The following is a 23,487-nucleotide window of genomic DNA, read 5'->3' on the forward strand; positions in this document are numbered from 1 at the left end:
AATGCAAGCTTGAATCAAAAGACCTTCAGAGCTTTAGAATATGACAGAATATTAGAAATGCTAATGACTGCGGCACATTCTGAACCTGCAAAAAGGTACTTTCAAAACCTTGTGCCCTCAAGCGATAAAGATTTTATCCAAAAAGAACTTGACAAGGTTGAAGAGTGTTTTATCTATATACTAAAATATGGAAGACCACCCGCATTAGAGTTTTCTGATATTTTATTGATTTTGAAAAAGGCAAAAGCACAGGCAATTTTGACACCACACGAAATATTAGAAGTAGAGAAGGTATTAAAGCTTTCACAAGAAGTAAGGTCATATCTTGCAAATGCAGATAGTAGCTATCTAAAAACTATTCGAGAGAGGCTTTTTAATCTGAAAGAGATTATAGCCCGTATTGACCAGACGTTTTTGACACCTGAGGAGATTTTAGACACTGCATCGCCAAGGCTAAAAGAGATAAGAGATAGGATAAGACGGCTTGAGGCAAGGATAAGAGATGAACTGAACAAAATGATAAGAGATCCTAAAATCCAGAGGTTTTTGCAAGAGCCGATTATAACAGTTAGAGGCGATAAGCTTTTGCTTCCTGTGAAGGCTGAACACAAAGACAGCATCAAGGGTATTATTCACGACCAGTCTGCAACAGGTGCAACACTTTTTGTTGAGCCGTTTGTGTGTGTTGAAATTTCAAACCAGATAAGGGTTGCAAGGTCAGAAGAGAAAGAAGAGATTGAGAGAATATTGCAGGAGCTTTCTCAGCTTATTTCAGATAGCTATAATGAGATAAAACAAAATTTCGAGAGTCTTTCTGAACTTGATATTCTATTTACCAAAGCGCAGTGGGCACATCAATTTCGGGCTTCAAAGCCAATCCTCAACACAGCAGGATATATTAATCTCAAAAAAGCAAGGCATCCGCTAATTGAAAAAGAAAAGGTTGTGCCAATTGATGTGCATTTGGGAAAAGAATTTGACGTTCTTGTCATTACAGGGCCAAACACAGGTGGCAAGACTGTGACGTTAAAGACCATTGGGCTTTTCTGTCTTCTTGCTCAAAGTGGAATGTTTCTTCCGGCAGATGAAGGGTCTGAGGTGTGTGTATTTTCAAAGATATTTGCAGATATTGGCGATGAGCAGAGCATAATTCAGAGCCTTTCAACTTTTTCAGCACATATGAAAAATATAATTGAGATAACACAAAATGCAGACAGCTCAACACTTGTTCTTTTGGACGAGATTGGTTCTGGCACAGACCCCGAAGAAGGCGCTGCGCTTGCAAAAGCAATTTTAAAGTTTCTCTTTAAAAAAGGCTCTAAAGTTGTTGCTACAACACACTATGGAGAGCTTAAAACATTCGCTCAGCAGGAAGAGAGGTTTGAAAACGCTTCTTGTGAGTTTGATATCAATACTTTAAAACCAACATACAGGCTTTTGATTGGAATTCCCGGTATGAGCAATGCGCTTTATATATCTTCCAATCTGGGTTTGAAAGAAGAGATAGTAGAGCTTGCCAAAAGCTATATGTCTAAAAAGACGCTGGAGCTGACTGACATTATAAACGAGATGGAAAGAAAACGAAAAGAACTGGAAGAGACCCTGGAAAATGCAAATAAGCTAAAGATTGAGGCAGAGAACTTAAAGAAAACCTTGGAAGAAGAAAGAAGAAGATTTGAAGCAGAAAAGCAAAGGATAAAAGAAAGAGCCTCGAGAGAAGCACGTGAGTTTGTGCAAAGGGTTGAAGATGAGGTTGAAAAGCTATTCAAAGAACTTAGGAAGATTGCAGAAGCTTTAAAGGAAAAAGAGATGTTAAAACAGCTTGAGGAGAAGAAGAGAGAGTATGAAAACCTTGTAAAGAGCATAGAGCAGGCATCACAAAAAGAGGAAAAACTGCAGTCAAAGCTACCTGAAAACCTTCGGCTTGGGCAAAAGGTATATGTCAAAAGTTTTGATGCAGAAGGGTTTGTTGAGTCACTGCCTGACTCTAAAGGAAATCTTACAGTTAGAATTGGCATTATGAAACTTTCTGTGAACATATCAGACGTTTTTGAAATAGAGGAAGAAACAGCTACCAAAAACCTGGTTTCTTCTAAAAAAGCGGTTGAAGTCAATCAAAAAAGTATTGACATGTCCATTGATGTAAGGGGCAAGACAAGCGACGATGCCATTTTAGAGGTTGACAAGTACTTGGATGATGCATACACAGCGGGACTAAAACAGGTGACAATAATCCATGGGAAAGGTACGGGGGTTTTGCGCCAAGCGATAAGGAATTTTTTGAGACGACATCCGCATGTAAAATCATTCAGAGACGGAACATATGGTGAAGGTGAGCAGGGTGTAACAGTGGTTGAGCTGAAAGACTAATGAATTTCTTGATATTGACTTGGCAGATAAATTCAATTAAACTTATATTTAAGCTTCTATTTTTTAACTTAAAAAAGAAGGAGACGAATATTGATGATGGAACAGCAACAAACGCTCAAACTTCAAAACAAAGTGGTAAAAGAAGCAGTTGAGTGGATTTTATGGATTGGCGGTGCAGTGCTTATTGCTCTTATCCTGCGCACTTATGTCTTTTCACTTGTGATTGTCCCAACCGGCTCGATGCTCAATACAATTCAGCTAAATGATAAGCTCTTTGTATATAGGCTTGGTTATGTCCTTCATATAGAAGATGTCAAAAGAGGAGACATTGTTGTTTTTAAGTATCCTGATGATAAAAAGACTTTGTACGTCAAGAGAGTCATAGGTCTTCCAGGCGATACTATAGAAATCAAAGATGGTGTTTTGTACATCAACGGTAAAGTTTATAAAGAAAATTATCTGAAAGAACCCATGGTAGGAAGTTTTGGACCATATAAAGTTCCGCCTGGACACTATTTCATGATGGGTGATAACAGGAACGACTCTCACGACAGCCGGTTCTGGGAACACAAGTATGTTCCAAGAGACGATATTATAGGCAAGGTAGTCTTCAGGGTATGGCCACTCAGCCGCGCAGGAGTAGTAAAATAGATCGAGGCTAAAAACCGCTAATGGCAATAAAAATTTATCTTTATAATAGATTTGTTGTTTTACAAAAATTTGAGTAATTCGGAGGGTTGATTGTAAGTTATGAATGATGTTTTCCATGAACAGTTGATTGTTAGAAAAAAGACCTCTGGTGAAAAGGTAAAACAAGTACTGATTATTATCGGCGGGGTGTTGGTTGGACTTATAACATTCTTTATACCAATCATAAACACCTTAGGTCCTGTTCTTTTAGTTTTGGCTATATGGGGTGCAATTTATCTTTCGAGAAACTACAACATTGAGTATGAATATGCTGTAACAAACCACTATCTTGACATAGACAAGATAATTGCTCAGAGAAAGCGAAGCAGGGTTGTGTCTTTGGATATCCGAAAGATTGACTATTTTATTTCTTCAAAAGACTCAAGTATGTTCAACGCTCAAAAGAACGACAAGAGTATTGTCCAGTCATTTGACTGCACGTCAAACAGTGGCGATGAGAATGTGTATGCTATTGTTGCCAATGTAGAAGGCAAAAAAACAAGAATCTTGTTTGAGCCGAACGAAGAGATAGTTCAGGCAATAAACAAGTTCTTCCAGAAAAAGCCTTACCAAATTTATAGATAAAAATTTTTCTAAAGGAGATTGAGATTGGGATGGCATTTGAAGACAAAATAATCAAAGAAGCACTGACATTTGATGATGTTTTGCTTGTACCTCAATACAGCGAAGTTTTGCCAAAGGATGTGGATGTGTCAACTTATCTTACGAAGACGATAAAACTCAACATTCCTCTTATGTCAGCTGGTATGGACACTGTTACCGAGTCGCGCATGGCAATTGCCATTGCCCGTGAGGGTGGAATTGGTGTTATCCACAAGAACATGACAGTGGAAGAGCAGGCAAGCGAGGTAGACAAGGTAAAAAGGTCTGAACATGGTGTAATAGTTGACCCGTTTTATTTGTCCCCCGACAACAAGATATATGAAGCGATGGAGCTCATGGCAAAGTATCGCATTTCAGGTGTTCCGATAACAGTAAATGGCAAGCTTGTTGGCATCATCACAAACAGGGATATTCGATTTGAGACAGACTATTCAAAGCCAATCAAAGAGGTTATGACATCAAGTAACCTTATCACTGCAAAGGAAGGCATCACCTTAGAAGAAGCAAAGGAGATCATGAAAAAACACAAGATAGAAAAGCTTCCTATTGTTGATGATGAAGGAAATCTAAAAGGTCTTATCACCATAAAAGACATTGAAAAGGCAGTAAAGTACCCAAATGCGGCAAAGGACAGCAAAGGAAGGCTACTTTGTGCTGCTGCTGTAGGTGTGTCGAGAGACACAGATGAGCGTGTTGACGCTCTTGTTAAAGCTCAGGTTGATGTGATTGTTGTTGACACAGCTCACGGACATTCAAAAGGTGTAATTGAAACGGTAAAGAGAATAAAGTCAAGGTATCCACACATTCAGGTTGTTGCGGGCAATATTGCAACGGCTGAGGCTGCCCGTGATTTGATTGAGGCTGGAGCAGACTGTGTGAAGGTTGGAATTGGGCCTGGGTCTATCTGCACAACAAGAGTTGTTGCAGGTATTGGTGTGCCGCAGATAACTGCCATAATGGATGTTGCTGAGGTTGCAAAAGAATATGGCATTCCTGTCATTGCTGATGGTGGAATTAGGTATTCGGGGGACATAACAAAAGCGCTGGCAGCTGGTGCTGATGTTGTCATGATAGGAAGTCTTTTTGCAGGATGTGAAGAGAGCCCTGGAGAGTGTGAGATTTACCAGGGAAGAAGGTTTAAGGTTTACAGGGGTATGGGTTCGCTTTCTGCAATGAAAGCAGGAAGTAAAGATAGATATTTCCAGGAAGATGCTTCAAAGCTTGTTCCTGAAGGGGTTGAGGGTAGAGTTCCATATAAAGGTCCGCTTGAAGACACTGTTTTCCAGCTCATTGGTGGTTTAAAGTCTGGTATGGGCTATTGCGGTGCAAGGACTATAAAAGAGCTTCAACAAAAGGCAAAGTTTGTCAAGGTTACCCAGGCTGGTGTCAGAGAAAGCCATCCGCATGACATCTATATTACAAAAGAAGCACCAAACTATTCGGTTCATGTTGAGTAGTCAGAAGTTTTGAATAGGGGAGGAAAGCTGTTTTGGAATTTGTTGAAAAATCATTTGAAAATGGTTTGGAGCTTGTTAAGATATATTCAAAGACAAAAAATTCATATTTTACAGTTGCACCCGAGCGGGGTGCAATTGTTGTTTTACTCAATCTTTCAGGCAAAGAGATTCTTTATTTGAATGAGGCGACACTTTTTGACAGAACAAAAAACATAAGAGGTGGAATACCAGTTTTGTTCCCGATATGTGGCAGAGTTGTGGACGGCAAGATTTTTTTCAAAGGTCAAGAGTTTGAGATGAAAAATCATGGGTTTGCAAGAGACAGCAGTTTCAACATAGCAGGTTACATTGATATGCCAGATAAAAATGGTATAGTCTTAAGGCTTTTAAGCAGCGAGTTTACAAAAAGGTTTTATCCGTACGACTTTGAGCTTTTGATGCAATATCTGCTAAGCGATGAAATGTTTGAAGTGAAGATGATTGTTAAAAATGAGGATAACAGTATAATGCCTTTTTATGCAGGATTTCACCCTTATTTTTTATGCAATAAAGACGAGTTTACTCTCAAGCTTGAATGTGAAAAGTGTTTTGACGATGTTGAAAAAAGGTTTATTGACCTTCAGGATTTCAAAGAGATTGATTTTTCAAAACCTGAGGTCAATCTTGACTTTTTGGATGTAGGAAGTAGCGAAGTTGAAATTACTCTTGACAGGGACAAAAAAATAGTGCTTTTGAAAGATGAGAATTTCAAAAACATAGTAGTTTGGTCTTTAAAAGATTTTGACTTTGTATGTGTTGAGCCTTGGATGGGCGAGCATGAAGGATATCTTCATAACAAGTTTTATTACTTAGAACCTGGAGCAATCTTTGAAGGATGGTTTGCAATAAAACTTGTAAATGAGTAATTAAAAAAGGCGGGGATTAAAACGTTGGTCGATAAAAAAATTGTATATCAAAAACTTGAAAGGCTAAAAGAAATTATAAAAGGATATGAAAGCGTACTTGTTGCATTTTCGGGGGGAGTTGACTCTACATTTTTGTTAAAGGTTTCGTTTGATGTTCTGGGGGAAAAAGCCATTGGAGTATTTTCAAGTTCAGTTTTGAGCCCGCAAAGGGAAAAAGAAGATGCAGCAAAGCTTGCAAAAGACATTGGAGCAAGGCTGATTGTTATAGAGAGAGACGTTTTTTCAAATGAGGATTTTATGAAAAATGATAGGCTTAGATGCTATTATTGCAAGAAAGATTTGATAAAGAGATTAAAAGTATTAAAAGAGGAGTTAAATCTAAACGAGATAGTTGAAGGTTCAAATATAGATGACCTTCAGGATTTCAGGCCCGGCAGAAAAGCTCTTCAGGAAGAAGGTATCAAAAGCCCCCTGTTTGAAGCAGGACTTACAAAAGAGGAGATAAGGTATTTGTCGAAAGAATTTGGGCTTTCTACATATCAAAAACCATCTGCTGCATGTTTGGTTACAAGAATTCCATATGGTGATGAAATTACATTGGAAAAACTTCAAATGATAGAAAAGGCGGAAGATTTTTTGGTTCAAAAAGGATTTTCACAGGTGAGAGTAAGACATCACGGTAGCACTGCTCGAATTGAGGTTGCAAGGGATGAGATTTCAAGGTTTTTCGACCTTAAACTGATTGATGAAGTTACAAACGCTTTGAAAGCCTTGGGATTTAAGTATGTGACGCTTGACCTTTCCGGCTACAGAACAGGAAGCATGAACTGATTTGACACGAAAGGAAGAAGGTACAATATGGATGTAAGAAAAATACTTGAGGATGTCAGAAACGGCAAAATTTCGGTTGACGAGGCATTGAAGGCTTTTGCCAAGATGCCGTTTGAAGACATTGACTTTGCGAAGATTGACCATCACCGCAAGCTCAGACAGGGCATGTCTGAGGTCATCTTTTGTGAAGGGAAGACAAAAGAGCAGGTTTTAAAGATTTTTGAGAGGATGATTGAAAGAGGAGAAATAAACATTATTGGGACAAGGGCAAGCAGAGAGCAGTATGAATACTTGAGAGAACATCTAAAAGATGATGTGGTATATTATGAAACAGGTAGAATTATCTGTGCAAAGAGGGTTGAGATTATCAAAAATCCAAAAGGACACGTTGCGGTTGTGTCTGCTGGAACTGCCGATTTGAAGGTGGCGGAAGAAGCGGCTATAGTTTTGGAGATTTTGGGGAACAATGTAAAGAGGATGTACGATGTTGGTGTTGCAGGAATCCACAGGCTGTTTGCCCACCTTGATGATATTCAGTCAGCCAACGCAGTTGTTGCAGTTGCCGGTATGGAAGGTGCACTTGCGTCAGTTGTTGCCGGGCTTGTTTCAAAGCCTGTTATTGCTGTTCCAACATCTGTTGGTTATGGCGCAAATTTTAAGGGGCTTTCAGCCCTTCTTACCATGCTAAACTCGTGTGCAAACGGTGTTTGTGTTGTCAACATTGACAACGGATTTGGTGCGGCCATTGTTGCCCATATGATAAATTCGCTTGCAAATCAGAACTTGTAAAGAAGGAAGAAAAGAGGAGGAAAAGTTTTTATGATTCTCTATTTTGATGCAATCTCGGGCCTTGCGGGTGATATGCTTGTTGCATCGCTGATTGACTGTGGAGTTGATTTTGAGTATATAAAATCAAATATTTCACTTTTAAAGCTTGATGTAGAGCTTTCGGTTGAAGAGAAATTTGTAAATGGTATTAAGGCAAAAAGGTTTATAGTAAATACTCATTCACATGACCATGAACATCACAGCGATAGCACCCATCATCACAGAACTTTTAAAGACATAAAAAAGATGCTTTTAGAGAGCTCTTTGCCAGAGGCTGTAAAAGAAATGTCAATAAAGATATTTGAGAAAATAGCCTTGGCAGAGGCTAAAGTGCACAGCAAGAACCCAGAAGAAATTTCTTTCCACGAGGTTGGAGCAGATGACTCAATAGTGGATATTGTTGCATTTTCTCTTTGTATAGACTATTTAAAGCCTGAAAAAATAATCTTTTCGCCTCTTTGTGACGGCAGAGGTTTTACAAAATCGATGCACGGTATTATTCCCGTGCCAGCACCAGCTGTTTTGGAGATAGCAAGGCAAAATGGCATTCCACTTTCCACAAAGGATATTGAATCTGAGCTTATAACCCCAACGGGCATTGGGATTGCAGCAGCAGTTGCAAGCTCCTTTTCACAAATGCCGAGCATGACCATCGAAAAGATTGGGTATGGTGCAGGGACAAAAGAACTTCCTATTCCCAATGTTGTAAGAGCTATAGCTGGAAAAAAAAACTGAACTCTGACGGTGATTATTTTGAGATATTTGCAAACATTGATGATATGACGGGTGAGCATCTTTCGCTTGCGCTTGAGAAAATAATGCAAAGCGGTGCTTTGGATGTCTATTTTACTCCAATTTTCATGAAAAAAGGTCGGCCTGCTTACAAGATTGGGGTTATAACAAAAGCTCAAAACTTTGAGGATGTAGCCTCTGCAATTTTTCGCTGGACATCAACAATTGGTATAAGATTTGTAAAGATGCAAAGAATAGAGATGGAAAGAGAAGTGAGAAAGGTTAACGATGTTCCCGAAATGAGATTAAAAATAAGCTCTTATAAAGACATAAAAAAAGTAAAACTTGAGTTTGAAGATATCAAAAAGCTAAGTGAATGAAAAGATAAAAAAGGGGATGTGCACAAAATCCATCAGCTGCACATCCCATTTATTTTTGAATTTTGAAGAGTTGAAATCTTTACACATTAAACCTGAAAATGACCACATCGCCATCTTGCATGACGTAATCTTTTCCTTCTGACCTGACAAGTCCTTTTTCTTTTGCCTGGGCAAACCCGCCACACTCTACCAGCACTTCAAACGGCACAACTTCAGCCCTTATAAATCCTTTTTCAAAATCGCTGTGGATTTTGCCAGCCGCCTGAGGTGCTTTTGTTCCTTTTTTGATTGTCCATGCTCTTACTTCTTTTTCTCCCGCTGTCAAAAACGAAATTAGTCCTAAAAGCCTGTATCCTGCCTGGATTAGATTGTCAAGTCCCGATTTTTCAATGCCAAGCTCTTTTAAGAATTCTTTCTTTTCTTCATCTGGCAGTGCAGCAATTTCCTCTTCGATTTTAGCGCAGATGACAATTACTTCTGACCCTTCTTCTGCTGCAATTTCCTTTACTACTTTTACATATTCATTTTCTTTTCCAATATCCTTTTCAGAGATGTTAGCTGCATAGATGGTAGGTTTGAATGTAAGAAGATTGAGCGAGTTTACAAACTTCAAATCGTCTTCATCATCGAATTTGAGCGTTCTTGCCATTTTGCCACTTTCCAGTGTAGAATAAATCTTTTCCATGATTTCAAGTTCATGTGCTGCTTCTTTGCTGTTTTTTGCAAGTTTTCTTGTCTTGTCAAGCCTTCTTTCCAGCACTTCCATGTCAGCAAATATCAGCTCTAAATTGATTGTTTCAATGTCTCTTCTTGGGTTTACACTTCCTTCCACATGGACTATATCGGTGTCGTCGAAACAGCGAACAACATGAACAATTGCGTCAACCTCTCTTATATGAGACAAAAACTTATTGCCAAGGCCTTCACCTTTGCTTGCACCTTTTACAAGCCCTGCAATGTCGACAAATTCAATAAAAGCAGGTGTCACCTTTTCAGGATTGTATATCTTTGCAAGTACATCGAGTCTTTCATCAGGCACTGCAACAACTCCCACGTTGGGTTCAATTGTACAAAACGGGTAGTTGGCAGCTTCTGCACCCGCTTTTGTTATTGCATTAAACAGAGTACTCTTTCCTACATTTGGAAGTCCAACTATTCCAAGTCGCATTTTTCTTTTTTGCCCCCTATGAAAATCTTTTGTTTTTTACAAATAAACAGTATAGAATACTTTGTGTCAAAAATCAATTTAGAATTGCGCAAAATAAAAGCGCCACCCCGCTTTCTTTTGAGCCATTTTACAAGGTGGCGCTAAAAAATTTTTAAAACCTTTTAATCTTTTCTAAGTTTTTTTCCAATTATCATTCCAATCATCATACCCTTAAAAAGCCCTGTAAGGTATGTCCCAAGCATACACAGCATATTCTTTTTTGCTTTGAGCATGCTGTACCTACTTCTTTGGCGATTATACAGCTTTCTTGTTCTGACCATCTTTAAATCTCCCCCTCTTTCTATTAATGTGTGCAACTTATGAGGGGGATTATACATCAGGTTATGAATAGTGCTTAAGCTATTAAAAGCAATTCAAAATTTTATTAAACACTATTCTTTATTAGGCTATATTCAGCCTAACTGGGTGTAACCCCACACCCTCTATCCCCTCTTGCAAACGCTTCGGGGAATACTTTCTAATTCTTGATTGGTTGACTCCCTTATGCACACCATTATTTCGGCGTCTAACTATGCAAGACTAAAAGTCTTACAGTAAGCGAATCCCACCGAGGGGTTCTCAACCTCTGTGCATAAGTTCATAGTCCCTTAGAATTAAGAAAGTACAAATAAATTTTAGCAAAATCTTTCATATAATTCAATAAATTTTGTCAGTGTTTTTAGTCATATTCTCTATATTTTTGAGAGTTCAAAAGTACCTTTTGAACATAATTAATGGTCTCATCAAACGGTGGAATTCCACCAAACTTTAAAACATTTGCTGGTCCTGCATTGTAGGCTGCCAGTGCAAGTTCAATGTTTCCACCAAACTCTTCAATCTTTTCCTTCAAGTATCTTATACCACCGTCTAAGTTTTCAATAGGGTCATATGGATTTACACCAAGAGATTTTGCGGTTTGGGGCATAAGCTGCATAAGACCAATTGCGCCAGCCTTAGAGACTGTATCTTGACGAAAACCTGATTCTGCTTCAATTACGCTCAAGACAAGGCTTGGCAAAACTCCATATTGTTTTGCCTTTTGTGTTGCGATTGATATTATATCGTCTTTGCTAAGATTAAATTTGTCGGTCGAAGGCTCAAAAGAATAGCTTGAGCTTTGCAGGTTGTAGCTGCCAAGTCTTTTGTTCAAAATAATATCTGCAGCTTTTGTCTGTGTGCTCAAAATTGGTGTATCAGTTTCTACATTGGTTGTTTGAACGGCATTTTCAAAGCTCTGCACAAATATATCTTTAAAATTTTGGGGCAGGTTAGTTTTGCTTGATATTCTTTGCGCTATCTGGGAAAATTTCTGCGCAATAAAATCCTGAACATTATAAATTGCCATAACAAAATCCCCTCAGCTAATTTCATTTAAAAACATTTAGCATTCAAGATTCATATACTGAAGTTTCACATGCTCAAGCTGTTTCACATCGTTTTCAAATGCTTTTATTTCATCCTCTGTTGCTTGCATGTGAAGGATGATAAGTCCCTGGTTTGAACAGCTCTCACCTGCCTCATGAATTCCAAGTCTTGTTTTGATAAGACATCCGTGCTTTGTCAAAATCTCCTGAAGTTTTGGTGCATCGTGTAGCCTGTTGTCAACTAAAATTGCAGCTATAAAAGTTTTGCACATTTTCAAAACCCTCCCCTTAATTTTTATAATCGGTATTTCGAAAGCTCTTCTTTAAATACATTTGAGAGGTTTTCAAGGTCAGCAACCTTGCTCAAAAGATCTTTTATACTCTCTGCATACATAGAAATTGAAGCTGCCATCTCCTGCGCAGATGCAGAGTTTTCTTGTGATATTGCCGAAAGAGATGTGATTGTTTCAAATACGCTTGAAATCCTTTCAGCTTCCTGCGAAAGAGATTCAATTTGCACAATCAAAGTCTCAACCACATTTGATATTCTTTCAATGTTTTGGTTGTTTCTATTCACAACGTCATTTAAAGTAGACTCGCTCTTTGTAAGTTTTTCAAACTGCTGAGTTAAAGTGGTTGAAAGAGTTTCAATTTCCTCAACAAAGGTCTTGAGATTCTTATTAATTGTCTTTGCAAATGACATTGTGCTGTCTGCAAGTTTTCTTATCTCATCTGCAACAACTGCAAATCCAACACCAACATTTCCAGCCCTTGCAGCTTCAATTGAGGCATTGAGTGCAAGCATGTTAATCTGGTTTGAAATTTCTGCAACTGTTGATGTTATCTTCATAACCTCATTTGCCTCTTCAGAAAGCTTACTACCTTTTTGAACTATCTCAGAAAACTCTGTGCTAATTATGTTTATATCCTTTGCAGCTTCACTTATGTCTTTTCCAGAATTGTTAAGTATTTGATTGACGTCTGTCAAAATATCTTTTGTTTGAGTTTGCTGTGACACAATTGATTTTAGATTTTCAATATTTTCATTCAGAGTTGTTATAGCCTTTTCAATCTCTTCTGCCTGATGTACTGCACCCTGAGCAACATCGTTTACAATGCCAGATACTGAATCAGAAAGACTTTTCATCTTGTCAGCAATCTCTTTTATGTTCTTTGAGAAATTGTATATCTCGTCACTTCCACCCTTGAGCAAAAGCAAATCTTTTTTAACAGAAGATTTTGTGGTTGCTAACATTTTTGCAAAGTTTTCTAATTTGTCATTTGTCTTTATAATCAGTGAGCCACTAAAATCCAAGTTCTTAAGAGAATTTAACTCATCATAAATAGGCTTTAAAGGTCTTAAGATGAAAAACGCAGCAAAGAATGTGGTTATAAAAGTGAGGCCTGCCGTAAGAAGATGGCTGGCATATTCAGTTTTGTTTGACTCGAATATAAAACTTAAAACTATAACTGCGATTGATGAGAATATAGAAATCTTAAACTCCAAAGACCTTATAAAACCTAAACCCGCTATTATATTAAAATAAGCTTTTTTAACCTTTCGATTTGTCTTTTCAAATCTAATTCTAATTTTTAAATGATAAAATCCTTCTTCATCTTTAAATCTTTCAAGCTCTTCAAAATCAAGCTTTTCATTGAAAAATTCAGCGCTTCCTTCAAGAAGACCAAGAAAATAATCGTAAAATCCTCTTTTGGATACATACGTTATGTAGGCTTCGTTTGGTGATATCTCTTCAAAGATTATTCGCGGAGGCTTTGCACCTTTTATCATTCGGGTAAGCTGGCTGTGAACATCGTCCATATATTCCAAAAAGCCTTTGAGAGACAGTCTTTGAAAATATGAAGGGAACCATTTACTAAAGGTTCTTATGTTGTTTTTTCCAATCTCTCTCCACATCTGCGATGGAAGAATATTTGCCTTTTCGCACGCCTTTTCAATCATCCTGTGAACAAGCTCATCGTCAATATCATCTGTGGGTGAAATTATCACCGATTCGTCAAGTCCCATACCTTGCCGTGCATACTTTTTAACATCATCTCCCCATATATTTCCAATTGTTTCAAGCCAGGTTAAAACAACAGTTCCTTTCAAGCCTTCATTTCCCCTTTCTAAAAAAGTGCGATATATATAAATAATACCACAAAAATTGAAAAAGAGCACAACTTTTATGTGCTCTTCTCAATCCTCCTTTGTGCTTCGCTTTCTATAAGTCTATCCAAAAATATAGATTTTTCAAAAACTTCTTTTCGTGCGATAATACCTTTGTCAACCAAAACTTCAATCAGCGAGGTTATCATCAAAGTAGTCTTATAGTCAACCTCTTTGAGCTGTGAAATCTGAGATAAAATATCAATTGACCCTTTCATTTGACCTCAATACCTCTCCCTCTGTTTTAAAATTTTTTAATTGCTATCATTTTGATTATTGGCTAAAATGTAATTAACTATACATCTGATGAAAACGGAGGGATTCATATAATGAACTATTTGTGGCTAATATTCGGACTTTTATCAGCTCTGTTTGCATCTCTTGTTGCAATATTTGGAAAGATTGGTCTAAAAGGCATTGATACAAACGTTGCAACAGCTATAAGAGCTGTGATTATGGCTACTTTTTTAATCATTGTAGTTGCATTTCAGGGGAGACTGAGCAAGGTTTCAGATGTTTTAGCTGATAAAAAGGCTATTTTGTTTATTGTCTTAAGTGGCGTTGCAGGAGCTCTATCATGGCTTTTCTATTTTTTGGCTCTCAAGAATGGGAAGGTTCAGCAGGTTGCGCCAATCGACAGGCTTTCGGTTGTGTTTGCAATTGTACTTGCTGCCATTTTTCTTGGCGAGAAGGTTTCATTTTACACAGCAATTGGAGTGTTGCTAATTGCCGCAGGTTCTATATTTGTTGCACTGGGCTGAGAAGTTATTTTAGGAAAAATGTAGATTAAAGACTTTTAAGAGGGGAAAGACAGCAGTATGAAGACATGTTTTATAGTCAACACTTCTTTGGAAAAAGGACTTCCTATTTATCTCAAGAGTGTGGGTTACAATCAGTGTCAAGAGCATATTATCAGAAAGAATGGGCATCCGGATTTTCATTATCTTCATACCGCACACGGTAGTGGAGTTTTAATTGTGGATGGGAAGGAATACATTGTTGATGAGTTTACTGCATTTTTCTTGTGGCCAGGTGTGCCTCATGAATATTATGCAATATCTTCTGAGTGGTCAACAGTGTGGCTTACTTTCAATGGACCTGCCTCTGAAATGATATTAAAAACTATGGGAATAAAACCTTTTGAAATATTTAAACTCTCAAGCAAGCAATATTTGGAAGGCATCTTAGAAGCTATTTCAAACAAAGCATCATTTTACAATTATATAGTGTCGATTGAATGTTCACAGCTCATTTATAGCTTCATCCTTCACATGGCATTAAATCTGCAAAATAAAATTGAGAGAAATTTTGAGAGCAACTATTTAAAGTTACTTCCAATCTTGAAATATATTGAAGAGAATTATTTTAAAAACATCACCTTAGATGAACTTTCTAAGCAGATTGGTCTTTCACCGCAGCATCTTTGCTCAGTTTTTAAAAAGACTTTTCAAACAACGCCCTACGAATACTTGATAAGAATTAGGATTCAAAAAGCAAAAGAACTTTTGATAAAAAATCCGATGATTCAAATAAAAGAAGTATGCTATGAGGTTGGATTCAAAAATCCAAGTTATTTTTGCTACATGTTCAAAAAATTAGAAGGTATAACTCCAATGCAGTTCAAAAGGCTATTTGGTTAAAAAATTTTCTAAGGAGCACAACATTTATGAAAGTGAAGCGTTATATAAGGTAGAGTGAAAAACAAGAAAAAATTGTTTTATGGGAGGGAATTTAATCGAAAATGAAAAACAAAAAGATTGTAGCTGTGAGTTTGGCAAGCTTGCTGCTGCTGCTGGCAACTTTTTTGGTATTTTTTGCGCGAAAGGTGGATGCTTCATCTGCATCTGTCCAGCCAAAAACAGAGATTACTGTAAAAGGACAGGCATCGGTGTATGTAGAACCTGACATAGCCATTTTGACATTTGGAGTTGTGAGTGAAGATATAAGTGCAGATGCTGCATACTCTCAGACTGCAGCAAAGATTAACAAAACCATTGATGCAGTAAAAAAGCTTGGAATTGACCCAAAGGATATAAAGACACTCAGAGTAAATGTTTATCCAAAATATTCTTACAACAAAGATGACGGCACTTCAAAGATAGTGGGCTTTTATGCATCAACTGATTTGACTGTAACTGTAAGAAATCTTTCTATTGTTGGGAAGGTGATTGATACTGCATTCAAAAATGGTGTAAATACATTCAGTAGCCTTACATTTGATGTCTCAAACTCATCGTCTTACTACAACCAGGCACTCTCAAAAGCACTTGAAAATGCAAAGCAAAAAGCATCAACAATTGCAAAAGGGCTTGGCATAAGCCTTGGCAAGCCAAAATCTGTTACTGAAAATAGCTATGTGAACAATCCTCCTATAGTCTACTACAAAGCAGAAGCTATGGCTTCTTCAACATCAACCCAAATTCAGCCTGGAACAATTGAGATAAAGGCAGAGGTAACATTGGTATATTGAGATTTTCTAAAATATATGCAAAAAGGCGGCAGTTTTATCACTGCCGCCTTTTCAGGTAGTTTTTTCAAGTAGCATTAAGATATTACAGATTTCTGTTTATAAAGTTTACAAAGTCGCTCTTAGGTCTTGCACCGATAATCTTGTCAACTGCCTTGCCATTTTTAAAGAGCATTATTGTCGGAATGCTCATGATTCTAAATGCATATGCTATGTCGCCATAATCGTCAACATTGAGTTTTGCGAATTTTACTTTCCCTGCATATTCCTGAGCAAGCTCTTCTATAACAGGTGCAACCATTCTGCAAGGTCCGCACCACGCTGCCCAGAAATCAACAACAACAGGAATATCTGATTGCAAGACCTCTCTTTCAAAGTTTTCACTTGTCAGGGTTACAATATTATTTGCCATCTTTATCACATCCCCTTTCAATTTTTATATATACCCATTTTTTATTTATTTGATAAACCTTAATAAGGTTTCAATCAGCTCATCAATGCTTTTTTCATTTTCAGTATTTTTGTACTCGGCAATGCATGACTTTGAATACTTTTCAAGTATGATTGCTCCTACCTTGTTGAGTGCAGCTTTTACAGCTGCAATCTGTGTCAAAACATCGTTGCAAGACTTGTCATTCTCAATCATCTTCTGGATACCCTTAATCTGTCCTTCAATCTTTCTGAGTCTCAGCAGTAGATTCTCTTTTTCCTTGCTCAGTTCATCCACTTTCAAACCCTCCCTATACCATATACCCCTATCACTTATTTATTATACCCTCTTTTTTCATTTTGTCAACATTTTTAAAAATAATTTTTTGCAAAAGATTTCTATAATAAACATTAGATTTTAGGAGATAATTAAAGATAGAATTGGTTTTTCTCAAAAAATTAAAAAATAATCGTGGATTTTGGTCTTAAATTGCCCGAAATAGGCTTTTTTAATAATTGACAAGTATTCACAGATGGGTATAATGAAAATCAAGGAAGGTCAAAGTAAAACAAGTCAGGGTATAAAGTCAAAGTCTCATGTCGTCTGTGGGTTTCCAGCGGTTTTCGTAAGTAAGGTATAAGTAAAAGTGGCAGTGGGAAAAATAATTTTAGCTACAAGCTAAATATTTTTTGAAAAGGAGGGATTGGAATGGCTATAAAGCCAGTGTTTGTAAGCACATATCCTCCGAGAGAATGTGGTATTGCCACTTTTACACAGGATTTGGTAAATGCAATTGAAAAATATAATGATGTAAGACGTTGTTATATAATTGCTCTGAGCAAAGACAAGCATATTTATGACAATAGAGTAATATATGATATTAACCAAGATAAATTTTCAAATTATGTAAAAGCAGCTAATCTTATTAATATGTCTGACATTGATGTTGTGGTAATTGAGCATGAATATGGGATATTTGGCGGGGAGGATGGAGATTATATAATCCCATTTGTGAAGCTTATCAAAAAACCAATCATTACAACATTCCACACAGTTTTGAAAAATCCAACTGCAAAACAATTTGAGATACTGAAAAAGTTGGCAGATGCAAGTTTCAAGGTCATCACAATGGCAAAAACAACAAAGGATATTCTCATGGAAGTGTATGACATAGAAGAAGAAAAGATTGAAATTGTTCATCATGGTGTTCCTTATATGGAACTTGAAGATAGAGAGACTTTAAAAGAAAAGTATGGATTAAAAGGTAGAAAAGTGATATCCACGTTTGGGCTTATTAGCCCTGGCAAGGGTTTAGAGTATGCGATTGAAGCAATGGACAAGGTAAGAAAAGAATTTCCAGAGGCTGTGTATTTAATTTTGGGTCAAACACATCCAAATATCAAAAGAATAAAGGGCGAAGAGTATAGAGAAAAACTTATGAATATGGTAAAAGAATTAAAGTTAGAAAACAACGTCCAGTTTGTTGACAAATATCTAACAAAAGTAGAAATAATGGAGTATTTGCGACTGAGCGACATTTACCTGACTCCTTACATAGGGAGGGAGCAGGCAGTATCAGGTACGCTCGCATATGCTATTGGTTCTGGCAAGGCTATAGTTTCGACGCCTTATACTTACGCTCAGGAGATGCTATCAAGTGGCAGAGGTGTTCTTGTAGAGTTTGAAGATGCACAGTCGATTGCAGATGGTATATTGATGCTTTTGAAAGATGAAAGTCTCAGGAAAGAGATTGAAAGAAAGACATTGGAGATTGGCAAAGAAATGTACTGGCACAATGTTGCAAAGAGAATGATAGATATATTCTATGATGTTGTTGAGATAAATAAGAAGGTAGGGGTGATAGCATGAAAAGAGGAACAAAAAGGCTTGCCCTTCCTTCTTTGAACACAAAACATCTTTTTAGAATGACAGACTCAACAGGAATTTTGCAGCACGCTAAATTCTCAGTCCCAAACTACAAAGAAGGATATACCACAGATGACAATGCAAGAGCGCTGATTGTTGCCTTGAGGCTTTATGAAAAGACAGGAGACAAATCTTACCTTGACCTTGTTTACAGATACATGGCGTTTTTATACAATGCTTACACTGAGGATGGCTTTTTCAGAAACTTTATGAATTATTCAAGGGTGTTTCTGGACGAGAAAGGCACAGAAGACTGTTTTGCAAGGTCTTTGATTGCTCTTTCGTATGTTTACAGCTCTGAGATACTTGATAGCTCTATTAAAGAGCTTGCGTATGTGATGTTAAAACGCTCGCTCAGAAATGTTTTGCATCTCACCTATCCAATTAGCATTGCATATTCAGTGATTGCACTTTCAATACTGCACGACATAAAAGAGTTTTCAAGTGAAGCAAAAATGTACTTAGAAGCTCTTTCTGAAAAACTTTTAAACTTTTACCACAAACACTCAGATGAAAACTGGAAATGGTTTTCAGACAAGCTCACATATGCCAATGCGATAATTCCCTATGCTTTGTTTAGAGCTTTTGCTGTTACAGAAAAAGAAAAGTATTTAAAGGTTGCAAAAGAAGCTCTTGATTTCTTGTCTGGTATTTTATTTGAAAATGGCTTTTTGAGAGTTATAGGGAACAGAGGATGGTATGAAAAAGGGAAAGAACGTCCTTATTTTGATGAACAACCAATTGATGCATGTGACTGTGTGATTGCCTATACTGAGGCTTATAAAATCACTGAAGAAAAAGAATACAAAGAAAAAGCTCTCAAAGCTTTCAGGTGGTTTTTGGGTGAAAATATTCACAGAAAACCTCTGTATGATGAAAAAACAGGAGGATGTAGAGACGGTATAGAAGAGGATGGCATTAACCAGAACCAGGGTGCAGAGTCTACCATTTGCTACCTCTTAGCAAGGCTTTTCATTGAAGAGCTTGTTAAAAGTGAAGAAAAGAACAAAGAGGTTGTGTAAGTTTCTCACAACCTCTTTTTTTCTTCTAATTTTTTAAAAATTGGTGTATTTTGATTTTCTATGGTTGTTTTGAGATTGTTTTGACTATCTTCCTTGCTAAGATTCAAATAGTTTTGGAATGTTTCTGTTATTCTTTCAATATCACTTGGCTTTTTCATTTCTTTTATTCCTGCTAAGTAAAGTGTTTGATATTATTATTGACAAAAATTATAATTGTTATTAGAAAGAAAAAGATAGATTTTGGGGAGAAAGGTTTTAGTGATTTCAAAGCGAATTGAGGAAATCATAAATCTATTGGATAGGTGCAATACTCTTGCTGATATAGGATGTGACCACGGATATGTTGCGGTAGAAGCTATCAAAAGAAAAATTGCAAATAGAGTCTTTGCAGTTGACATCAATCTTCAACCTCTTTTGAAAGCAAAAGAGCTTTCTAAAAAAGAAAATGTGGATGATAAAATAGAGTTTTTACTTGGCAACGGATTTGACCCAATTGAGGGCAGTGTTGATGAAGCTGTTATTGCAGGGATGGGAGCAGAAAACATCTGTAGTATTTTATCCAGGGCAAAGGACAGAATATTTAATACCACCTTGATATTGCAGCCAATGAAAGATGTTGAGCTTTTAAGAAAATGGCTTTTTGAAAATGGGTTTGATATATTAAAGGAAAAAGTTATAAAAGACAAAAACAGGTTTTATGTTATTATAAAATCCAGCTACTTGCCGGAAAAAATATCTTTTTCAGATAAAGATATTTACATTGGAAGACACATTCTTGACAGAACAGAAGAAGCTTACGAATTTCTTTTGAAAATGAAAGAAAAGATGAAGAAAATCATAGGGATGAAAAAGAAGAGCTTTTTAGATACCTCATATGAAGAAAAGGTTTTAATTATGATTGAGGAGGAATTGAAAAAGTGGTAAGTGTTCAGGAGATAATTTCGTTTATAGAGACCTATTTTCCCAAAAAGCTCTCATATGAATGGGACAACTGTGGTCTTCAGGTTGGAAGTTATTCAGACAAATTAGATTCGGTTTTAATCTGTGTTGATATAACAGAAGAGGTTATAAAAGAAGCATTAGAGCTTGGAGCAAAGCTTATAATTTCCCATCATCCCCTTATTTTTCAGGGAATCAAAAGCATAAAAGATGACACACCAGAAGGAAGGATTATCATAGATGCTATCAAAAACGGCATAAATATATACTCTGCTCACACCAGTGCAGATGTCTCGAAATACGGTATAAACCACTGGCTTGCCAATCTCATAGGTCTTAAAAACATTGAAGGTTTGAGCGTCAAACAAAAAAATGGGTATTTTAAAGTTGTGGTGTATGTGCCGGTAGACTATGTTCAAAATGTGTTAGAGGCAATGGCAAATGAAGGTGCGGGCTTTGTTGGAAAATACAGCCACTGCTTTTTTGCCACAGAAGGTGAAGGAAGTTTTAAACCTCAAGAAGGTGCAAAACCTTTTTTGGGAGAGGTAGGTAAGCTTGAAAGGGTTAAAGAGGTGAGACTTGAGAGCATAGTACCTGAAGATAAGCTTAAAAATGTGATAAGAGCGATGTTAAAAGCTCATCCTTATGAAGAGGTTGCATATGACATATACCGGCTTGAAAATGAAATATCATATGAAAGTTTAGGAGTTATTGGTGAAAGAGAGGTTTTGGCAAGAGAACTTATTTTAGAGCTAAAACAAAAACTTGGACTTGACTTTGTAAAAGCAAGCATTCAAAAAGATGCTTTTAAGAAGATAGCCATTGTCAGTGGTTCTGGTAAGGATCTTATAAAGGATGCATATTTCAAAGGTGCAGACTGTCTTATCACAGGGGAAGTTGGTCACCACGGGATTTTGTTGGCAAAGTCGCTATCCATGAGCATAATAGAGCTTGGTCATTATGAGAGCGAGAAGGTGTTTGTGGATATCGTTTACAGCCTTTTTGAAGACTTTAAGAAAAAAGATGATCTGAAAATATATAAATCCAAAATCAATACCAGCTTTACAAACATTTACTAAACCTAAATTTTAAAATTGTAAACAAAGAGGGTGAAAAAGGCGCATGAGTGAGTTTATAAAAAAGAGAATAAGAGAGCTTGTTGATCTTATCAATTATCATGATTATAAATACTATGTTGAAGATAATCCAGAAATTAGCGACTATGAATATGATATGTTATATCGTGAGCTTGTTGAGCTTGAAAAGCAATACCCTGAATATGTGTTTCCAGATTCTCCTACTCAAAGGGTTGGTGGAAAGGTAAAAGAGGGCTTTAAAGAGGTTGTACATCGTGTGCCTCTTCTTTCACTTTCAAACGTGTTCAATGAAGGGGAACTTTACGATTTTGACAGAAGACTAAAGGAACTTCTTGGTACATCTAATTTTGACTATGTTGTTGAGTACAAGATTGACGGGCTTTCTGTTGCACTTGAGTATGAAAATGGTCTTTTTGTCCGAGGTGCAACCCGTGGGGATGGGAATGTAGGCGAGGATGTGACAGAAAACTTAAAGACTATAAGGTCTATTCCGCTAAGGCTCAAAGAGGACATCTCAATAGTTGTGCGCGGCGAGGTGTTCATGCCAAAGGATGAGTTTATAAAGCTCAACCAGGAAAGGGAAGAGAATGAAGAACCTCTTTTTGCAAATCCACGAAATGCAGCGGCGGGGTCGCTTCGTCAGCTTGACCCAAAAATAACAGCCCAAAGAAAGCTTGATATATTTGTGTTCAATGTCCAATGGTGTGAAAAAGAGATTGAAACACATGCAGAAGCGCTTGAGTTTTTAAAGCGTCTTGGTTTTAAAGTTTCACCTGACTATGTTGTTTGCAGGGATATTAAAGAAGCATTTGAAGCTATAAAGAAGATTGAAGAAAAAAGGGACTTGCTTCCTTTTGAGATAGACGGTGCTGTTGTAAAGCTGAACCAGCTAAGACTGAGAGATATTGCGGGTGCGACTGCAAAGTCGCCAAGATGGGCTGTTGCTTATAAATTCCCGCCTGAAAAAAAGGAGACAAAGCTTTTGGATATTGAAGTCAATGTGGGACGAACAGGTATTCTTACACCAACAGCAATTTTAGAGCCTGTTAGAATTTCAGGTTCTGTTGTTTCAAGAGCAACTCTTCATAACATGGACTATATAAGGCAAAAAGACATTAGAATTGGCGACACTGTGATAGTGCAGAAAGCTGCAGAGATTATTCCTGAGGTTGTTGAGGTTGTGTTTTCAAAACGAACGGGGCAAGAAAGAATTTTTGAGATGCCCAAAAAATGTCCTGTTTGCGGAGCTGATGTTATAAAATTTGAAGATGAGGTTGCTTACAGGTGCACAGGTGTTGAATGCCCTGCTAAAAGTTACAGGTTAATTTTGCACTTTGTTTCGCGCGATGCGATGGACATCGCCGGCATGGGCGAAATGGTTGTAAAAACCTTGTTTGAAAGAGGTCTTATAAAGACTCCTGCAGATATTTACTATTTGAAGTTTGAAGACTTGGTAAATTTAGAGCGTTTTGGCGTAAAGTCGACAAATAATTTGTTGAAAGCTATACAGGCATCTAAAAACAGACCATTAGACAGGCTCATATACGCGCTTGGTATCAGGCACATTGGGCAAAAAGCTGCAAAAACTCTTGCTGAGCATATATCGTCTATAGATGACCTTTTTACTATAACAGAAGATCAGCTTCTAAGTCTTCCTGACTTTGGTGAAAAGATGGCTAAAAGCGTTGTGACATTTTTCAGGCAGGAGCAGACAAGACACCTAATAGAAAGATTAAAAGCAGCTGGTGTCAATACAGTTTCTGAAAAGAAAGCAAAATCGGATATTTTAAAAGGCTACACATTTGTTTTGACAGGGGCACTGTCAAAGTATAGCAGAAATGAGGCAAAAGAGATTTTAGAAAGTCTTGGGGCAAAAGTGACAGAAAGTGTATCTAAAAAGACAACAGCTGTGATTGTAGGTCAGGACCCTGGTAGCAAATTTACAAAAGCTCAGCAGCTTGGTGTTAAGATTTTGAACGAAGAGGATTTTGAAAAGTTAGTAAAAGCTTCATCCTGCGAGGAAGTAGAAAAGATTTTAATGGAGTGAG

The 23,487-nt window shown here is 37.2% G+C and carries 26 protein-coding genes; 17 read left to right on the forward strand and 9 right to left on the reverse strand.

The window, feature by feature from the left end:
- Positions 1–9: 9 nt before the first annotated feature.
- The 9 genes from OTK01_RS05530 to larC2 all read left to right on the forward strand — a co-directional run bounded on the left by OTK01_RS05530 (position 10) and on the right by larC2 (position 8,817).
- Positions 10–2,370 (forward strand): endonuclease MutS2, encoded by a 2,361-nt coding sequence (locus OTK01_RS05530; protein ID WP_029228697.1) that lies wholly within the window; start codon positions 10–12, stop codon positions 2,368–2,370.
- Between the two features lie 93 nt (positions 2,371–2,463).
- Positions 2,464–3,021, forward strand: a complete 558-nt coding sequence (gene lepB / locus OTK01_RS05535; RefSeq protein ID WP_029228698.1) for a signal peptidase I — start codon at positions 2,464–2,466, stop codon at positions 3,019–3,021.
- Between the two features lie 99 nt (positions 3,022–3,120).
- Positions 3,121–3,645: a DUF6106 family protein gene (locus tag OTK01_RS05540; RefSeq protein ID WP_029228699.1), complete on the forward strand. Its 525-nt coding sequence runs from the start codon at positions 3,121–3,123 to the stop codon at positions 3,643–3,645.
- Between the two features lie 29 nt (positions 3,646–3,674).
- A complete protein-coding gene (guaB, locus tag OTK01_RS05545; protein ID WP_013430070.1) occupies positions 3,675–5,141 on the forward strand; it encodes an IMP dehydrogenase in 1,467 nt (488 codons plus the stop codon).
- 32 nt (positions 5,142–5,173) lie between these two features.
- Entirely contained in the window at positions 5,174–6,046 is an 873-nt protein-coding gene (locus tag OTK01_RS05550) for an aldose epimerase family protein (protein WP_029228700.1), read from the forward strand.
- 24 nt (positions 6,047–6,070) lie between these two features.
- Complete coding sequence (gene larE / locus OTK01_RS05555) at positions 6,071–6,877, forward strand: ATP-dependent sacrificial sulfur transferase LarE (RefSeq protein ID WP_029228701.1); 807 nt, start codon at positions 6,071–6,073, stop codon at positions 6,875–6,877.
- A 27-nt stretch (positions 6,878–6,904) separates the two neighbouring features.
- On the forward strand, positions 6,905–7,666 hold the full coding sequence (gene larB / locus OTK01_RS05560; RefSeq protein WP_029228702.1) for a nickel pincer cofactor biosynthesis protein LarB: 762 nt from the start codon (positions 6,905–6,907) through the stop codon (positions 7,664–7,666).
- Positions 7,667–7,696: 30 nt separating this feature from the next.
- Entirely contained in the window at positions 7,697–8,440 is a 744-nt protein-coding gene (larC, locus tag OTK01_RS05565) for a nickel pincer cofactor biosynthesis protein LarC (protein WP_029672148.1), read from the forward strand.
- A 44-nt stretch (positions 8,441–8,484) separates the two neighbouring features.
- On the forward strand, positions 8,485–8,817 hold the full coding sequence (larC2, locus tag OTK01_RS05570; RefSeq protein ID WP_029672150.1) for a nickel pincer cofactor biosynthesis protein LarC2: 333 nt from the start codon (positions 8,485–8,487) through the stop codon (positions 8,815–8,817).
- Positions 8,818–8,896: 79 nt separating this feature from the next.
- Here larC2 and ychF read toward each other — a convergent pair whose 3' ends face one another.
- The 6 genes from ychF to OTK01_RS05600 all read right to left on the reverse strand — a co-directional run bounded on the left by ychF (position 8,897) and on the right by OTK01_RS05600 (position 13,776).
- Positions 8,897–9,985 (reverse strand): redox-regulated ATPase YchF, encoded by a 1,089-nt coding sequence (gene ychF, locus OTK01_RS05575; RefSeq protein ID WP_013432900.1) that lies wholly within the window; start codon positions 9,983–9,985, stop codon positions 8,897–8,899.
- 161 nt (positions 9,986–10,146) lie between these two features.
- A complete protein-coding gene (locus tag OTK01_RS05580; RefSeq protein WP_013432899.1) occupies positions 10,147–10,305 on the reverse strand; it encodes a hypothetical protein in 159 nt (52 codons plus the stop codon).
- Positions 10,306–10,703: 398 nt separating this feature from the next.
- Positions 10,704–11,369 carry a lytic transglycosylase domain-containing protein gene (locus OTK01_RS05585; protein WP_013432898.1) on the reverse strand — a complete coding sequence of 222 codons (666 nt, stop codon included), beginning with the start codon at positions 11,367–11,369 and terminating at the stop codon, positions 10,704–10,706.
- A 36-nt stretch (positions 11,370–11,405) separates the two neighbouring features.
- Positions 11,406–11,660 carry a CPF_0552 family protein gene (locus OTK01_RS05590; RefSeq protein ID WP_013430076.1) on the reverse strand — a complete coding sequence of 85 codons (255 nt, stop codon included), beginning with the start codon at positions 11,658–11,660 and terminating at the stop codon, positions 11,406–11,408.
- A 23-nt stretch (positions 11,661–11,683) separates the two neighbouring features.
- On the reverse strand, positions 11,684–13,570 hold the full coding sequence (locus OTK01_RS05595; RefSeq protein ID WP_029228703.1) for a heme NO-binding domain-containing protein: 1,887 nt from the start codon (positions 13,568–13,570) through the stop codon (positions 11,684–11,686).
- A 5-nt stretch (positions 13,571–13,575) separates the two neighbouring features.
- Positions 13,576–13,776 (reverse strand): hypothetical protein, encoded by a 201-nt coding sequence (locus OTK01_RS05600; RefSeq protein WP_013432896.1) that lies wholly within the window; start codon positions 13,774–13,776, stop codon positions 13,576–13,578.
- Between the two features lie 111 nt (positions 13,777–13,887).
- Between OTK01_RS05600 and OTK01_RS05605 the strand changes: the two genes are divergently transcribed.
- The 3 genes from OTK01_RS05605 (at position 13,888) to OTK01_RS05615 (ending at position 16,028) form a co-directional block, all read left to right on the forward strand.
- The gene (locus tag OTK01_RS05605) at positions 13,888–14,319 is read left to right on the forward strand and encodes an EamA family transporter (protein ID WP_013432895.1); all 432 of its coding nucleotides are present in this window, start codon (positions 13,888–13,890) and stop codon (positions 14,317–14,319) included.
- A gap of 57 nt (positions 14,320–14,376) precedes the next feature.
- The gene (locus tag OTK01_RS05610; RefSeq protein ID WP_013432894.1) at positions 14,377–15,198 is read left to right on the forward strand and encodes a helix-turn-helix domain-containing protein; all 822 of its coding nucleotides are present in this window, start codon (positions 14,377–14,379) and stop codon (positions 15,196–15,198) included.
- A gap of 101 nt (positions 15,199–15,299) precedes the next feature.
- Positions 15,300–16,028, forward strand: coding sequence for an SIMPL domain-containing protein (locus OTK01_RS05615; RefSeq protein ID WP_029228704.1), 729 nt, complete (start codon positions 15,300–15,302; stop codon positions 16,026–16,028).
- 82 nt (positions 16,029–16,110) lie between these two features.
- Here the strand turns inward: OTK01_RS05615 and trxA are convergent, their stop codons facing one another.
- Complete coding sequence (gene trxA / locus OTK01_RS05620) at positions 16,111–16,437, reverse strand: thioredoxin (protein WP_029228705.1); 327 nt, start codon at positions 16,435–16,437, stop codon at positions 16,111–16,113.
- Between the two features lie 45 nt (positions 16,438–16,482).
- On the reverse strand, positions 16,483–16,752 hold the full coding sequence (locus OTK01_RS05625) for a metal-sensitive transcriptional regulator (RefSeq protein WP_013290262.1): 270 nt from the start codon (positions 16,750–16,752) through the stop codon (positions 16,483–16,485).
- Positions 16,753–17,163: 411 nt separating this feature from the next.
- Between OTK01_RS05625 and OTK01_RS05630 the strand changes: the two genes are divergently transcribed.
- Both OTK01_RS05630 and OTK01_RS05635 read left to right on the forward strand, forming a co-directional pair.
- The gene (locus tag OTK01_RS05630; RefSeq protein WP_029228706.1) at positions 17,164–18,324 is read left to right on the forward strand and encodes a glycosyltransferase family 4 protein; all 1,161 of its coding nucleotides are present in this window, start codon (positions 17,164–17,166) and stop codon (positions 18,322–18,324) included.
- Positions 18,321–19,403 (forward strand): D-glucuronyl C5-epimerase family protein, encoded by a 1,083-nt coding sequence (locus tag OTK01_RS05635; RefSeq protein ID WP_013432891.1) that lies wholly within the window; start codon positions 18,321–18,323, stop codon positions 19,401–19,403. Before OTK01_RS05630 ends, OTK01_RS05635 begins: the two co-directional genes overlap by 4 nt.
- A gap of 5 nt (positions 19,404–19,408) precedes the next feature.
- Here OTK01_RS05635 and OTK01_RS05640 read toward each other — a convergent pair whose 3' ends face one another.
- Positions 19,409–19,561, reverse strand: coding sequence for a hypothetical protein (locus tag OTK01_RS05640; protein WP_167321285.1), 153 nt, complete (start codon positions 19,559–19,561; stop codon positions 19,409–19,411).
- Positions 19,562–19,661: 100 nt separating this feature from the next.
- Between OTK01_RS05640 and OTK01_RS05645 the strand changes: the two genes are divergently transcribed.
- Genes OTK01_RS05645 through ligA form a run of 3 tightly spaced genes read left to right on the forward strand, consistent with a single transcriptional unit; the run spans position 19,662 to position 23,486 of the window.
- Positions 19,662–20,327, forward strand: a complete 666-nt coding sequence (locus OTK01_RS05645) for a class I SAM-dependent methyltransferase (protein WP_029228707.1) — start codon at positions 19,662–19,664, stop codon at positions 20,325–20,327.
- Positions 20,321–21,421 (forward strand): Nif3-like dinuclear metal center hexameric protein, encoded by a 1,101-nt coding sequence (locus OTK01_RS05650; protein ID WP_029228708.1) that lies wholly within the window; start codon positions 20,321–20,323, stop codon positions 21,419–21,421. The genes OTK01_RS05645 and OTK01_RS05650 overlap by 7 nt, the downstream gene beginning before the upstream one ends.
- A 43-nt stretch (positions 21,422–21,464) precedes the next feature.
- Positions 21,465–23,486: an NAD-dependent DNA ligase LigA gene (gene ligA, locus OTK01_RS05655; RefSeq protein WP_029228709.1), complete on the forward strand. Its 2,022-nt coding sequence runs from the start codon at positions 21,465–21,467 to the stop codon at positions 23,484–23,486.
- Position 23,487 lies beyond the last annotated feature (1 nt).

This window comes from Caldicellulosiruptor acetigenus, from assembly GCF_026914305.1.
In the GTDB taxonomy this organism is placed as follows: domain Bacteria; phylum Bacillota; class Thermoanaerobacteria; order Caldicellulosiruptorales; family Caldicellulosiruptoraceae; genus Caldicellulosiruptor; species Caldicellulosiruptor acetigenus.

Bases quoted from the DNA above. Each gene is read 5' to 3' on its own strand.
- lepB (WP_029228698.1), top strand. From the start codon at position 2,464: ATGATGGAACAGCAACAAACGCTCAAACTTCAAAACAAAGTGGTAAAA.
- OTK01_RS05540 (WP_029228699.1), top strand. From the start codon at position 3,121: ATGAATGATGTTTTCCATGAACAGTTGATTGTTAGAAAAAAGACCTCT.
- guaB (WP_013430070.1), top strand. From the start codon at position 3,675: ATGGCATTTGAAGACAAAATAATCAAAGAAGCACTGACATTTGATGAT.
- larB (WP_029228702.1), top strand. From the start codon at position 6,905: ATGGATGTAAGAAAAATACTTGAGGATGTCAGAAACGGCAAAATTTCG.
- larC (WP_029672148.1), top strand. From the start codon at position 7,697: ATGATTCTCTATTTTGATGCAATCTCGGGCCTTGCGGGTGATATGCTT.
- larC2 (WP_029672150.1), top strand. From the start codon at position 8,485: ATGACGGGTGAGCATCTTTCGCTTGCGCTTGAGAAAATAATGCAAAGC.
- ychF (WP_013432900.1), bottom strand. From the start codon at position 9,985: ATGCGACTTGGAATAGTTGGACTTCCAAATGTAGGAAAGAGTACTCTG.
- OTK01_RS05580 (WP_013432899.1), bottom strand. From the start codon at position 10,305: ATGGTCAGAACAAGAAAGCTGTATAATCGCCAAAGAAGTAGGTACAGC.
- OTK01_RS05585 (WP_013432898.1), bottom strand. From the start codon at position 11,369: ATGGCAATTTATAATGTTCAGGATTTTATTGCGCAGAAATTTTCCCAG.
- OTK01_RS05590 (WP_013430076.1), bottom strand. From the start codon at position 11,660: ATGTGCAAAACTTTTATAGCTGCAATTTTAGTTGACAACAGGCTACAC.
- OTK01_RS05600 (WP_013432896.1), bottom strand. From the start codon at position 13,776: ATGAAAGGGTCAATTGATATTTTATCTCAGATTTCACAGCTCAAAGAG.
- OTK01_RS05605 (WP_013432895.1), top strand. From the start codon at position 13,888: ATGAACTATTTGTGGCTAATATTCGGACTTTTATCAGCTCTGTTTGCA.
- OTK01_RS05610 (WP_013432894.1), top strand. From the start codon at position 14,377: ATGAAGACATGTTTTATAGTCAACACTTCTTTGGAAAAAGGACTTCCT.
- OTK01_RS05615 (WP_029228704.1), top strand. From the start codon at position 15,300: ATGAAAAACAAAAAGATTGTAGCTGTGAGTTTGGCAAGCTTGCTGCTG.
- trxA (WP_029228705.1), bottom strand. From the start codon at position 16,437: ATGGCAAATAATATTGTAACCCTGACAAGTGAAAACTTTGAAAGAGAG.
- OTK01_RS05630 (WP_029228706.1), top strand. From the start codon at position 17,164: ATGGCTATAAAGCCAGTGTTTGTAAGCACATATCCTCCGAGAGAATGT.
- OTK01_RS05635 (WP_013432891.1), top strand. From the start codon at position 18,321: ATGAAAAGAGGAACAAAAAGGCTTGCCCTTCCTTCTTTGAACACAAAA.
- OTK01_RS05640 (WP_167321285.1), bottom strand. From the start codon at position 19,561: ATGAAAAAGCCAAGTGATATTGAAAGAATAACAGAAACATTCCAAAAC.
- ligA (WP_029228709.1), top strand. From the start codon at position 21,465: ATGAGTGAGTTTATAAAAAAGAGAATAAGAGAGCTTGTTGATCTTATC.